The sequence below is a fragment of the Variovorax paradoxus genome, assembly GCF_030811855.1.
GTDB classification, from domain to species: Bacteria; Pseudomonadota; Gammaproteobacteria; order Burkholderiales; family Burkholderiaceae_C; genus Variovorax; species Variovorax paradoxus_L.
The window spans coordinates 185823-197871 of the sequence record NZ_JAUSRN010000012.1 but is presented as its reverse complement, the minus strand read 5'-3'; the positions used below and the strand labels follow the sequence as shown (position 1 = coordinate 197871).

The 12049-nt window shown below is 58.8% G+C and carries 15 protein-coding genes; 14 read left to right on the top strand and 1 reads right to left on the bottom strand.

Translation table 11 applies throughout. The annotated features are described in order from the left end of the window. The first annotated feature begins 10 nt into the window (after positions 1-10). From J2X92_RS21840 to J2X92_RS21805, 8 genes are all read left to right on the top strand, one after another. On the top strand, positions 11-274 hold the full coding sequence (locus tag J2X92_RS21840) for a DUF1272 domain-containing protein (protein WP_373424869.1): 264 nt from the start codon (positions 11-13) through the stop codon (positions 272-274). A gap of 74 nt (positions 275-348) precedes the next feature. Continuing rightward, positions 349-1059, top strand: coding sequence for a hypothetical protein (locus tag J2X92_RS21835; protein ID WP_307578640.1), 711 nt, complete (start codon positions 349-351; stop codon positions 1057-1059). 183 nt (positions 1060-1242) lie between these two features. After that, a complete protein-coding gene (locus tag J2X92_RS21830; RefSeq protein ID WP_307578639.1) occupies positions 1243-1410 on the top strand; it encodes a hypothetical protein in 168 nt (55 codons plus the stop codon). Between the two features lie 18 nt (positions 1411-1428). After that, entirely contained in the window at positions 1429-1650 is a 222-nt protein-coding gene (locus J2X92_RS21825) for a hypothetical protein (protein WP_307578637.1), read from the top strand. Between the two features lie 175 nt (positions 1651-1825). Beyond that, positions 1826-2344, top strand: a complete 519-nt coding sequence (locus J2X92_RS21820) for a hypothetical protein (RefSeq protein ID WP_307578635.1) — start codon at positions 1826-1828, stop codon at positions 2342-2344. A 171-nt stretch (positions 2345-2515) separates the two neighbouring features. Continuing rightward, the gene (locus tag J2X92_RS21815; RefSeq protein ID WP_307578633.1) at positions 2516-2989 is read left to right on the top strand and encodes an Imm6 family immunity protein; all 474 of its coding nucleotides are present in this window, start codon (positions 2516-2518) and stop codon (positions 2987-2989) included. Between the two features lie 217 nt (positions 2990-3206). After that, a complete protein-coding gene (locus J2X92_RS21810) occupies positions 3207-3401 on the top strand; it encodes a hypothetical protein (RefSeq protein ID WP_307578631.1) in 195 nt (64 codons plus the stop codon). 77 nt (positions 3402-3478) lie between these two features. After that, positions 3479-4027, top strand: a complete 549-nt coding sequence (locus tag J2X92_RS21805; protein ID WP_307578629.1) for a hypothetical protein — start codon at positions 3479-3481, stop codon at positions 4025-4027. A 62-nt stretch (positions 4028-4089) separates the two neighbouring features. On the opposite strand, the gene J2X92_RS21800 is transcribed toward J2X92_RS21805, so the two are convergent. After that, a complete protein-coding gene (locus J2X92_RS21800; protein ID WP_307578627.1) occupies positions 4090-4305 on the bottom strand; it encodes a hypothetical protein in 216 nt (71 codons plus the stop codon). Positions 4306-4549: 244 nt separating this feature from the next. Between J2X92_RS21800 and J2X92_RS21795 the strand changes: the two genes are divergently transcribed. The 6 genes from J2X92_RS21795 to J2X92_RS21770 all read left to right on the top strand — a co-directional run bounded on the left by J2X92_RS21795 (position 4550) and on the right by J2X92_RS21770 (position 11856). Further along, on the top strand, positions 4550-5122 hold the full coding sequence (locus tag J2X92_RS21795; RefSeq protein WP_307578625.1) for a GNAT family N-acetyltransferase: 573 nt from the start codon (positions 4550-4552) through the stop codon (positions 5120-5122). Positions 5123-5325: 203 nt separating this feature from the next. Then, on the top strand, positions 5326-5799 hold the full coding sequence (locus tag J2X92_RS21790; protein ID WP_307578623.1) for a hypothetical protein: 474 nt from the start codon (positions 5326-5328) through the stop codon (positions 5797-5799). A gap of 126 nt (positions 5800-5925) precedes the next feature. Beyond that, the gene (locus tag J2X92_RS21785; RefSeq protein ID WP_307578621.1) at positions 5926-6318 is read left to right on the top strand and encodes a hypothetical protein; all 393 of its coding nucleotides are present in this window, start codon (positions 5926-5928) and stop codon (positions 6316-6318) included. Positions 6319-6407: 89 nt separating this feature from the next. Beyond that, positions 6408-7016 carry a hypothetical protein gene (locus tag J2X92_RS21780; RefSeq protein ID WP_307578620.1) on the top strand — a complete coding sequence of 203 codons (609 nt, stop codon included), beginning with the start codon at positions 6408-6410 and terminating at the stop codon, positions 7014-7016. A 1129-nt stretch (positions 7017-8145) separates the two neighbouring features. Continuing rightward, the gene (locus J2X92_RS21775; RefSeq protein WP_307578619.1) at positions 8146-9201 is read left to right on the top strand and encodes a hypothetical protein; all 1056 of its coding nucleotides are present in this window, start codon (positions 8146-8148) and stop codon (positions 9199-9201) included. Between the two features lie 399 nt (positions 9202-9600). Further along, positions 9601-11856 carry an AAA family ATPase gene (locus J2X92_RS21770; RefSeq protein WP_307578617.1) on the top strand — a complete coding sequence of 752 codons (2256 nt, stop codon included), beginning with the start codon at positions 9601-9603 and terminating at the stop codon, positions 11854-11856. Positions 11857-12049: the final 193 nt, after the last annotated feature.

Sequence of the window (12049 nt, the reverse complement as noted above, 5' to 3'; positions counted from 1 at the left end):
CAGGATATCCATGCTGCGTCCACTACTCATGTCAGTGGACGCAAGGGTGACGCGACGCCTCTGTCAACTCAAGAGGGTACTGAGGCCACGCTTACTCTGTTCCTTCGAATGCACGTTTTGCAGCGATTGCTCGAATCGGCGCCTCGCCGGGACATGCCCAAACTGCGGCGGTGAATTGCTCCCGCGCCCTTCCCGGTCGGCGGCCAAGCTTCAGAAGTACCCTGGTTCGACCACGCGGGTGTTCAAGCCTGAAGGTTGCGCGGCCGCAACTTGAGCCTTACATGCCAGCCCGGCCGCCTGGTCGACCCATCACGGCCAGAAGAAGACGTTCAACGCGACGGCATAGTGATGCTTGAGGAATATTTTTCCCTACAGCTGATTTTTGCCGAGCGCTATGCGGCGGTTGCAGATTTGCCTTTGGGCGCGTCGATCGCTCGCTGCACAAACCTGCGGCGGCGTCTGAATCTTTGGGGACCTGCAGGCGCAAACCGCTGGAACGACTTCGTCGCTCGGATCGGCGACCCGACCAATGGAAGGCGCGATGCGCTTTCCCTATGCATGGAGTGGTACGAGGATCGTCCACGTTTCGCTACGGGGCGGTCGTTCGGCTGCTTCTCCTTCGATCCGCCCGACGCCAGCGGCGTGCTCCGCATTCACTTCGTCCCTCCAGAGAACACAAGCACAAGCCCTCTGGCATCCGCGAACACCGGTGCCAGAGTGCAGGAGCTGTGCGAATTGTTCTCCCATGTTCGTCGCACTGAGCGCGGCGTCTTGTCGGTTCGCGGCATCTCCTGGCTCTACAACCTCGATGCTTACAGGAGGCTGTTCCCGCGCTCCTATGCGATGTCGATTCAACCAATCGACGTGCCGCTGCATCTGAACGGCAGTTCAACCTGGGGCCAGGTTTTGAACTGGCGTCAGGAGGTAAAGCCGGACATGCGTGACGCGCTCCTGGCCCGCTCTGCCACGATGAGAGCAGAAGCACCTTGGGAAGCCTTTCCGCTCCAGGCGCTGACCGCCACTAGTGACGTCGCCGAGTTTTATGAGCGCTTTACCTGATTTGGACCTGCCGATGGCAATGGGAGGCTGACCTCGCACGTGGGTGGCAGAATCCGGCCAGAACCGGATACTCGAACGCACCTCACGGAATAACGGCGCAAACAAGGTGCACCGCGTCCAGAATGTTGCGAACATTGAAGATGCGATTCGGACGTGCGTGCTTCACCACATTTATCTTCACCAGTGAATACCATCCTCAAATTCTCGGTACGCTTGGTGGTGTGGACCGCCTGGCCGATCCTGACCACGGCTGCCGCGGCACAACCGACCGTCTCGACCGAGCGCTCTGAGGCGGTAGCGGCCGCCTGCCTCTCGTCCGCCAAACAAACCCTCGCCGATCCCGACCTTTAACCCATTTTCAGGACGGCAATGGCCACCCCGGAAGGCATTTGCAGCTGTACAGACGCGAGGATGAAGGCGGACCAACCGCTTCAACTGGCGCTTTCAAACGATGACGAGGCCTCGTCGAAAGTCATGCCCCGAAAAGACTGGGGCATCTATGTTCGCGGCAAATTTTCTGCGTACCTCATGCAGTGTCTTGGCGAAACGATCGGCAGAGCTACCGACAAGATGTACTCCGAGCGCCGCTGATGACGGTGTCGACCCAGGTGACGCTGAATGACTACTTCGAAGCGAGCAAGCTCCGAATGCACGCATATGGCGTACTAATGAAGGCGCCTGGGATCGACCGATTTCAACAACTTGAATCACTCGCGGTGACCGGCCCGTCACGGGCAACAGTGCTCCTTTGAATTTCTTCTAGAACATGCTCAGTCTCGACTCCCCTGCATGGGACACCATCTCCTCAAGTCCTGGTGGTACAGGAACTCTGACGGCACAACTTCTTCGCAGTATTCGCGATGGCGACGACTCCGCGTACGATGAGCTTTATCACCAGATCTGTCATCAGCTTTCGGTTGGGGCCGTGGCCTATGTCGCCGTTCCGCATCTGGTGGAAATCGCACGGTCTGCCCGTCGCCGACAGCGGGTACGAGCGCTCAGCATTGTCGGCACGGTGTCGGCAGCACTACTCGCCTACCCAGGAAGCGCGGCGCCGCTTCGAGACGAATGGCGGGTGGAGTTCGTGGCGGCAAATCAAGATGCGCTACGCCTTGCAGCAGAAGCACTCCAATCTGCCGGCGCATTGGAGCCCGCCGACGCACAGCAGTTGCTTGCAACCGTAGCAGCCTTCCAAGGCTTAAAAGACCTAGCCGTGTATTTATTCATGCAGGCTGACGACATGGAATTGTCGTGTCCGGCGTGTGGTGAGGTGATTCAGTATTGAGATGCGCCTGTAGCTGTTCCGATATGGCATCAGCGATTTTTGGCGGTTTCCTATATAGCCCTAGGAACCCTTCCGCCACGGGACTTAGGTCGGCCCGCGGCCACAACCGGTCATTCGGCGTACTGACACTCGCGGGCTCTCCACAACCTCTTCCCAAAATCGACATGCAGCATGCAATCACCACACGTTGAACACCTGGCACGGTCCTTTGTTGCTCTGGACGAGAGGAGCAAGGCCTCGTTTTGCCTCTGGATTGCAGTTCAGGTCCGAGATGCCCTTACGCCTGCAGAGGCCCAGCGAGTTGGGATCAGCCATGTTGTCGCGACGCTTCAGGCTTGGGAAGCAGGCAGTCCAGTTACGGGCGAACACCTGAACGAACAACTCATGGATGCTAACGATGAAGGTTTGTACGCCAATCTTGGTCGCGGCCCTAGTGAAACGGACACTGCGATCGAAGCCGTCGGCGGCTCAGTTTGCTACATCGCTTGGATAGCCTATAGAAAAGCCGGGCAGCAGCACCTCCCCGACGGCATCGACGGGGTCAATGACGATTTCATCACATGGATAGTGCAGCAGGCCGTCGACTGCCGGGCTGTTACGCACGAGGCCTGCTTGTCAGCTATTCGGAAATTCGCATCAGGATGAAGGTCGACGTTTGAGGCATCCATGTGACGGACAGGATCCGGCCACAACCAGACGTTCGCGTGAGGCCTTCAGATGAGCACCCTAGCTCCTGCACCCGTTGATTTCCCATTCACCGTCGCGGCAGCCGTTCAGATGCTGCGTTGGGGCACTGCCCGTCGGCTCGCCATATTCGCATAAGCAGATTGCGGAGTGGTGTGCTCGATTCTGGAGTCAGTACGTGGAGGTTGATGCTCCCCCCGACATCGAGCGGCTACTCCCCATCCTCACGGATGTGGATGCCCAGTGGGAACTCTTCCTTGTCAACACCTATTCCGTCGAGGAACTTCGCAATGGTTATGAGCAGGTGCGCATGCCTATTGAATGGTTTGAGCAATGGCTTCGCGCTGCGAGCGGCGAGAACCTGGCCGGATGACCAGCCGGAAGCGGCCAAGAGCGGTCGTTCAGCGGTGTAGCTGAATCCGCATCCAAGCGCCGCCGCCTCCGCCGTTGATGAAAGTCACCAATAATCTTGCCATGCCAATTGAAGCGAATCTTTCAGTGCTCGAATCGGGCCAGATCGCAGCCTGCCTAGCGCGCTGCGAGGGATTACGTGAGGCGCTCGAACACGCCCATGTTTCCGATGGACATCTTAAAATAGAAGTTCGGCATGTTCTTTTGCTAAAAGACATTTACGGCGATGAATCCACGCAGCACCCGTCAGACCTTGCACTCTGGAGAGGCGCAGAGAGGTGTTCGGCGTTGCACGAGTTGGACCTCGACGACGCCGAGAAGGTCGGATACATCGGCGAGTGGAATCTGCCCTTTCTTCGCTGGTTGCACGGGCTTGCTATCGAGACATTTGAACCAGTCAGTGTCTGCTACGAGCACGAGCGAGGCGACTATCTTTACGAGGTGGCGTGCTGGTCCGCGGACCCTCAAGCCATTGACGGGTATGCAGAGGAATTCATCGTGGAAAACTACGAGGGGGACATCCAACCTCTCTGGATTGGTCGGGTAGTGCGTCGTGCCGATGGTCAGGTGGAAGTCCGTGCGAGCTAAACGGCCGACTCCGGCCATGAGCGGTCGTTCGACGCGGCCTGCCGGAGCAGGCCCGCGGGGGCTTAGTTTCGGGCAGCCTCGCTGAGGATCTCGTCGAAGTCAAGGTGAAGCAGCTCAACGAGCTTGTCGATGTCCTTCAGTCTGATGCTTCCGTTGGCCATTGAGGCTTGAACCTGTCGCTCGGACATTCCAATCAAGTTCCCTACGTCGGTGTAAGTGATTCCCGCCTTCATCAGCTCTCTCTGGAGAATCGCGAGTAGACGCAAGCTTTTTTTCATCTCGGAATTGGCATGGCGTTAGCCCTGACGCCTGAAATTCCAAGTAATTGTGGCGAGCTTAGGAGGTGGCTAGCCCGCCTTCTTGCAGGGTAGCTTCTGCTGGTCCCATTGGTATCTTGGTATCACGGGGCGAGTTCTCGATGTCAGACTGAAAGGGCAGAATGCGGCTAAGAGAGCCGGTCGCATTGCAGGTTCGGCTTCCATTTGGCAATGTGAACTTGTGCAGTCCCATACATCAACACTCATGCAAGCTGCGAGTCACTTCGTTCTTCGCCCCTTCGTCGATAGCGACGCCATTTCCTTTGCTGAGGCCGTTCGCGAGTCGGGTGCTACGGTGGGCAAGTGGATGTCTTGGGCGCATGCCGGCTACACCGATTCCGATGCGCTGTCTTGGTTTTCCCATTGCGCGCAGGAACGCGCGAATGGAGCGAGTCACGAATTCGGCATCTTCGATGCCCAGTCAAAGTGCTTTGTGGGTGGGTGTGGCTTGAACCAATTCAATGCAGCCAATGGGTTCTGCAATCTCGGCTACTGGGTTCGTCAGTCCTGGCATCGCCGGGGTGCCGCTTCAGCAGCCATTCAGGCCCTATCTCGCGTCGCTTTTTCAGAGCTTCAACTCGGTCGCGTTGAAATCGTCGTCGCGGCAGACAATACACCCAGCCTGGCCTTGGCGGCCAAGTCCGGGGCCTTGCGCGAATGCCTGGCCCGCAATCGTTTGAAGGTGCATGGGAAATTCACCGACGCCTACGTTTTCTCGCTTGTTCCCGAGCCGCGCGCCCAATCTCTCACCCAGATCGGCGCTCCAATCCCGACATGAAAGCAGTCTCTTGCGGGCATCGGCATCAGGTTTTAAGGGCCGTTCTGCGCCGAGCACGATGTCTGCTCGGGGCCCAAAGCTCCGCCGGTCGCAACCGGCCACAGTCGGCCAGAAGCAGTCCTCTGATGTCGGCACAGAAATATGCGCGTGCACACTGACCCTGGCGCCGGCAACAAACTTCATCACCCCCGACGAGCATCCTCATGAGCCGCTTGACCCTGGAGCAGTACGGAAAAGCGACATTGGCAGCCGGCGCCATCTTGCTGTTCCCGGCGCTTTGGTCTTTCGTTAGCGCCATCTGGTCGGCAGCGACCACTGGCGAGGTATTGGTCATCAGCGTTGGACGCTACGAAACCTCAAGGGGCCTGGTGCCCTGGACGCATGGTTGGGCTCGCTTCGCCGGCCCTCTTGCGCTCACCGCGGCGGTCGCATCGTGGCTATTTCGAAGGTCGCCATGGTGGCCTCCCGCATTGCTAGCAGCGGCTGGCTTGGCGCTGTTGCTGTTCTCAAAGTGGTTCACCTCACCAGCGGGGGCAGTAGCCTTTTGCGGGATGATGGCGTTCTTTGCGCTCGCTGCCATCGTGGACAGACGTATGGGCCGACTGACGACGACGGTGCTGCTGCTTTCCACGGTCGGGCTGATGCTTTGGCTATATGCACGCTCTTTGGGCATGTGACAGCAGTACGCGGCCATGAGCGGAGGTTCGTCACAATCCTCCGGTGTGCTCGGCAGTACCGCTTCGAAGCACGTGGGCACGGCCGCCTAGACTGGCAAAAATCTGAAGACATTCAAGGGAAGTAGCATGCTCGCCACGAAGACCAAGATTCCAAGCTCATTCCTTGCTTTGATCTCTCTGTTGGTTCTAGCTACTCTGGTTCGCGGGGCATTGGGCTCCATTGGAGCAGCCCTTCTCATCGCTTTGGTTGTGGTGGGAATGGCGTTCGCGGCACTCTCGAAGTCAAGAAAATTCATGAACGGCTTCGCTATCGGCCTCGGAATCTACGGAGCAGCTTTCTTCCTTCAAGCACTACTCCTTCTCAGCTACGTGGGCTCGAGGACCGTCGATGCAATTTGGGGTGCAATTGTTGTTGCTGTCAGCGTACTGCTGTTCCTGAGTAAGGCCTTGAACCGCTACTACGCGGGACAAAATGTCGACCCGGAGAATTCAGTTGGACTGACATCTGGTGATTCCTAGAGTTCGGCGGCTGACGGCCAACAGCCGCCGTTCGCACACAGGTTGGAGCACATCCTGGCACAAGCGCGAAACATACCTAGTGCACAGCTATGGATCTGAAAAATTGCCGATCGATTCTGGAGAGCGCTGGTGTCGCGCTCGCTCCTGGCTTGTCGGCCGTGGAGGCGAACGAGGCTGAGCAGAGGTTCGGATTTGTTTTTCCGGAAGACTTGCGCGAACTATTGAGCCATTTTCTTCCCGTAGGGGACGATTTTCCCAACTGGAGAAATCTAGATGACCCCTCGCTGCTGGATATGATGGCGCGCCCTTTGGAGGGCGTATGGCACACGGTTAGGTATCCGTTCGAAAATGTCGGAGGCATCTGGAACTTGAGGTGGGGACCGAAACCTGCGGATTTCGAACAGGCTACCCGTCACATGCGCGCAGTTCTTGCGCAAGCACCAAAACTCATTCAAATTTTTTCCCATCGCTATATGCCCGATCAACCGTCGAGCTCTGACAACCCAGTGTTTTCTGTCGTCTATCCGACAGACATCATTTGCTACGCGGCCAACCTCGAGGACTATTTGGTGAAGGAGTTTGGCGAACGCACCAGCGACGATGTTGTTGCTTCACGCGGTCCTACTCGCCGCATTGATTTTTGGTCATCTTTGGTCGCTCGGAATGTTGGGTCCGAGGATGCTATCGATGACAGCTGAAGCCGTCTGAGCCTAAGCCTGCAACAGGCGCACAGAGCCCCAACCTGCGATCGCCGCTGCTTCGAGCATCAGCTCTTCAGGAAGGGTCGATGACGGCCGAGGGCGCTGCGGCACCAGCCTTCCTTCGACTGCAGTCGGCCAGCAGCCGACATTCAAGCCGACGCCAGAAATATTCGCCCCAGAAGCCTGAGGCTAGGGACTCGCGCCAGACTTGCTCAGGATGAACAACGAGATCTGGTCGTGTTCGACGCAGATCTCATATGCCACTTCGCATGCCCAATCCAAGGCTCCGCCCTGCGACTCGACGTCTGCCCGAGAAAGCAGACGACCGTTCGGTGCAAGGGCCTGAACGAGTGGAGATTCAATTGGATCAACGACTTGGATTGAGAGATTTCCGCTCTCGATCCACGTGTGGAGGGTTGTCCACCATGTCTCTGCTGCTTCGCCATCCCACGCACCTGAGCCAAGTTGCGTAAAAACCTGCGGACCCACCGTACCGCAGTCCATCAACGCACTGCGGAACATGACATTGGATCGCTCTCCGTACTCAAAGCCGCCCTCAAGTAGTCGAAGAGGTGAGTTACAGCCGCACGGGCATGCGTGCGTCGTGGTACTGGGGTGAACGAACGGCATGATCGCAATGTACGTGATCGCCGCAGGAAAGGTCGAACGACCGATTTCCGGCGGCGCACCCCTTCGCCCGTTACCCCAGAAGCACACACGACAGCCGGCGGCGAACCACCGCTTTCACGAGACCGCTACCTCCGCTCAGTGCGCCGTGCGCGCAGCACACCATCGGCTACAGTCGGCCACAACCGGTCATTCGGCGTGCCGACACAACGAGGCCACCTTCGGCGTCGCCAGGTTGGCACACGCTGCGCCAGCAAGTGAACACCTGTCATTCCACGTCTCGGTTCCATGAGGGGACTATTGGAGGGCGCGGCAGCCGCTGGCCGAGGCGAAGAAGCGCTTGGGGTACAAGCGGTGACTGGCATCCAGAATGTCGGGAGGAATCCCTGCCCATGGACATCGGAATGCGGCACTGCTGTACGCGGATGCTGGGCAGAAACAGATGGCAATTCGCCATTTCAACGCCTGTAGACATCTCCATTCAGGTTAGACGCACCGCGTGCAACTGCTGCGCAGCAGCTGGCCACGCCGGCATGGCTTTGCCGCCGCATTGTCTTCAGGCACCATCCGCATTCGCCCGGATCGCCAAAATGAAGTTGCCACCAAACCATTTCCCACCCCGTCGACAAATCATTCGGAAGAGTGCCCCTTCGACCTGTCTGCGCTGCGCGGGGAGACATCCGGGTTCGCTCTCGTCCTCGCGAGCGCGATCGAGCAGCTATCGGAGCTTCCAGATTTTTCGGAGGCCAACAGCGTCGCTGTGATGACCGACTTTGGAGGCGAACATCGTGGCGCGCGGTTCAAGACGTATTCGTTTCTCTTCCTCACTGCCAACCTCAGCGGTCCTTTCGTGAAGGAAGTGAGCGACCTCCGGAAAAGGCACGGCATCCTCGAGCCGTACAGCGAATTCAGGTACAAGCGACTTGCATCTGGAGGCCGCAGCCGAGCGCTGCCAGAATTTCTTCGCTTGGTCGACAGCTTGATCCACGGCGCGGTCATTACGGTAGCAGTCGAGAAAGAGATCGACTCTTTGTTCGGCGGCGCCGCTCACATCGAAAAGTCGCTCGCGGACCTCGGCTTCGGCCGATGGAAAAACGGCGCCGGAGAAAAGGTTCTTCGTGTAGCCCACATGTTCGCGATCTTCGCCTCGCTGCTCGTCAGGCCCGATCAACCGATCATCTGGTATTGCGACAACGACGCGATCAACGAAAACGCGCAGGAGCGTAAGTTTGAGGATACGCAACGGTTGTTTGCGAGCGCGCTTCGGATGTACTCGAAGCAAAGGTCGGCGGAGCTGAAGTCTGGGAGGTCGCTCGCTGAAAAGTCGTTCCTTGACGACTTCTTGAGCGTGCCGGATTTTGCAGCTGGAGTGGTTCAGGACCTCTTGGCCGAACACGAAACGGGGAAGGACCTTGCCGTCGGCGACGACAAAGCGCAGGTCATGAAGTGGATGGCGGGTGAGAGCAAATTTCTCTCCAAGATCACCATTCAGATCTTGCAGCGCGGAGATGAAATCCTCACTCGAAAATTCGATTTCGTGCCCGTCCCACAGTGAATGGCGTTCGGGCATCACGCGTTGACATAGCTGACCTTCTAACCGATTCGGCGGCACTCGTGGCGTCCATCCTTGAGGCTCCTGGTCAGTCTGTTGAATGACCGCTTTTGAACGCTTTGAACTTCCGCTTCGGGCCTGGCCCGGAGCAGACTTCCGTCTGTGCTGCATCGCCCTCCTAAGGCGGGCGCTCAACATCCGACCTACTCCAGCCCTAGGGTTTATGCTGACACGCCGACGAGCACTGAACCGTCGGCTCCCGACTCGCCTGCCAAGGCTGGGGCAGAGAAAGGTCGCAAAATGGTGGTCGGCGATGCTGCCCAGGTGCATTGCGTGCAAATGCTTTGCACATTCGTGCGACTAAGGCCAACCGCAGCCACATGCGGGACCAGCGGAGGATCCATGATCGAACGCATCAACCACATCAAGGGCCTCGGCGTCTATGCCGACTATCGGCCAGCGGCCGGCATGGCTGATTTCGGCATGAAGAACGTCATCTACGGCTGGAACTACTCCGGCAAGACGACGCTGTCGAGACTGTTCGCCATGCTCGAGCACCGTCAGGCGCTGCCCGGCCTGCCGGATTTCGAATTCGAGTTCAGACGCGACGGTGGCGTCGTCAACGAGGCCAACTACCAGAGCAACACCTTGAACGTCCGGGTGTTTAACGCGGACTTCGTGGCGACGAACCTCAATTTCGCGGGCGACCACTTCAACCCGATCTTCCTGTTGGGCGAGGAGTCCAAGGCAGCGATCGATAAATTGGCGCAATGTGAAAGACTGCGGTCCAAGATTGCGCAGGCTGTGGCCAGAACCGAAGCGGCCCTTGAGAAAGCTGCCCAGGATCTTGGTGCGGCGCGCACGGCCACGGCGGCGACCATACGGGAGACCATGGCGCTCAACGCTTCGTTCCGAGCAGACCACCTGGACCGGGAGGCGCAATCGGTCCGGCAGAACCCGGGCGCGGCAATGCTGTCTGCAGATGATCTGCAGGCGAACCTACGTCTGGCCCGCGCCTCGGACCAGGACCGGCTGCAGCCGCTGCCGTCCAGCAGCTTGGACACCAAGCTTCGCCAACTCCTGTCCGAGGCTCAACCGCTGCTAGCCAAGGTGCCGGACCTGGCCAACGCCATCCAAGCCTTGGCGCAGAACGCAGACGTCGAGCGGTGGGTGCTGCAGGGCATGCCGCTCCACCAGCACAAAGACGACTGCCTCTTTTGTGCGTCGCCGCTCAGCGAAGAACGACTGGCGGCGCTTCGAACCCACTTCTCCAAAGACCTGATCACCCACGCGGACGCTATCGCCAACCTGCTGGCCAGAGTGGGGACGTCCGTGCTGGCCTTCGCGCCTCGGGCAGAGAGCGAGCTGTACGCCTCATTTCGCGAGGGCTACAGAGAGGCTGCCGCCAACTTGAAGCAGTCGGTCAACGCGTACAACGCGGACGTGTTGGCACTGCAATCAGCGCTTGAGCGTAAAGTTGAGTCCCCGCGCGCGTTGATCCCGATGCCGGCAAGCCACGGCAAGCCTTGGGCCGACGTGGCTCAGGCTGTGGCCGCCATCAACACCATCATCGCGGAGCACAACCGGGTCTCCAACAATTTCGACCAGGCCAAAGCGCAGGCCATCACCAAACTAAAGGCGCACTACGCCGCTGACTTCGTCGTGAAGCAGCAGTTGGATCGACTCGATGCCGAGCGCAAGGCCCGGGAGCAGCGCCGCGGGCGCTTCCATCGTTGGCGCAATGGCGTAATGGCCGCGGAAGCTAGCCAGCGGGCCATCATCCATAAGGCGCAGCGGGGCCGGCAGGAGATCAACGAGCGAATCCACTCCCTGCTGGGGCCGTCCAGCGTCAACATCGACGTCGTCGACGTCGACGGGCAGGAACGGTTCCGGCTCACGCGCAAGGGCGGCCGGCCGGCTACATACTTGAGCGAGGGTGAGAAGACCGCTATTGCCTTCGCGTACTTCATGGCCAAGCTGAAGGAAGTTGCCAATCTGGCCGATGTCATCGTGTGCATCGACGACCCCATATCCAGCTTGGACAGCAACCACATCTTCCAGGTGATCGGCGTCATTCGAGAAGCGTTTTTCCACCAAGTGCAGGCCAACGGAAACATGGAGTGGCGCACCCGCTGCAAGCAGCTGTTCGTGCTGACCCACAACTTCAACTTCTTTTCCCTGGTACGCGAGCTCAAGCCCGACAAGAAGAAGGCCAGGTACTGCCTGGTCAAGCGCACCACGCCGACCACATCCGCGTTGGTCGACATGCCTGCGGCACTGCTGAATTACTCGTCTGAGTACCACTTCCTGTTTGGTGTGCTGAACAGGTTCCGGCAGGAACGCGGCGCCGAAGAGATGGAGCTGCTGCTAATGCTGCCCAACGCCATGCGCCGCTTTGTTGAGCTGTATTCTTACGGACGCATACCGACCCACCACGAGGTGACGGTCGACACCCGTGTCGAGACGCTTTTTGGCGTGGAACCGGCCAAGCGGATCCTCAAGGCCTTGCACTACTTCAGCCACGCCAACAACATCGAGCGGCTGGCTGAGAACAACGACCTGATCTGCGACATCGAAGCAGCGATCAACGAGATGCTGACGCTCATCCAGACTGAGGATCCCAAGCACTGGCAGGCGCTGATTGAAGCGCATACCTGAGATCAAGCGACGAGCGCGCATCAAGGAAGCCGCGCATCGAACTCGGGAGGTCGATTGGCAGCTGCAGAAAACAAGAGCGGCTAAAGTGAGATGTCCTAGAGCTGCCCTTGGAAAGCGGCAGCAAGTGGCGGACTGTAGCCGGTCGCGCCGCCGTCGTGAACGGGCCCGAAGCAGCTTTACGCCGTGCTCTGAT

Bases quoted from the DNA above. Each gene is read 5' to 3' on its own strand.
- J2X92_RS21840 (WP_373424869.1), top strand. From the start codon at position 11: ATGCTGCGTCCACTACTCATGTCAGTGGACGCAAGGGTGACGCGACGC.
- J2X92_RS21835 (WP_307578640.1), top strand. From the start codon at position 349: ATGCTTGAGGAATATTTTTCCCTACAGCTGATTTTTGCCGAGCGCTAT.
- J2X92_RS21825 (WP_307578637.1), top strand. From the start codon at position 1,429: ATGGCCACCCCGGAAGGCATTTGCAGCTGTACAGACGCGAGGATGAAG.
- J2X92_RS21820 (WP_307578635.1), top strand. From the start codon at position 1,826: ATGCTCAGTCTCGACTCCCCTGCATGGGACACCATCTCCTCAAGTCCT.
- J2X92_RS21815 (WP_307578633.1), top strand. From the start codon at position 2,516: ATGCAATCACCACACGTTGAACACCTGGCACGGTCCTTTGTTGCTCTG.
- J2X92_RS21805 (WP_307578629.1), top strand. From the start codon at position 3,479: ATGAAAGTCACCAATAATCTTGCCATGCCAATTGAAGCGAATCTTTCA.
- J2X92_RS21800 (WP_307578627.1), bottom strand. From the start codon at position 4,305: ATGAAAAAAAGCTTGCGTCTACTCGCGATTCTCCAGAGAGAGCTGATG.
- J2X92_RS21795 (WP_307578625.1), top strand. From the start codon at position 4,550: ATGCAAGCTGCGAGTCACTTCGTTCTTCGCCCCTTCGTCGATAGCGAC.
- J2X92_RS21790 (WP_307578623.1), top strand. From the start codon at position 5,326: ATGAGCCGCTTGACCCTGGAGCAGTACGGAAAAGCGACATTGGCAGCC.
- J2X92_RS21785 (WP_307578621.1), top strand. From the start codon at position 5,926: ATGCTCGCCACGAAGACCAAGATTCCAAGCTCATTCCTTGCTTTGATC.
- J2X92_RS21780 (WP_307578620.1), top strand. From the start codon at position 6,408: ATGGATCTGAAAAATTGCCGATCGATTCTGGAGAGCGCTGGTGTCGCG.
- J2X92_RS21770 (WP_307578617.1), top strand. From the start codon at position 9,601: ATGATCGAACGCATCAACCACATCAAGGGCCTCGGCGTCTATGCCGAC.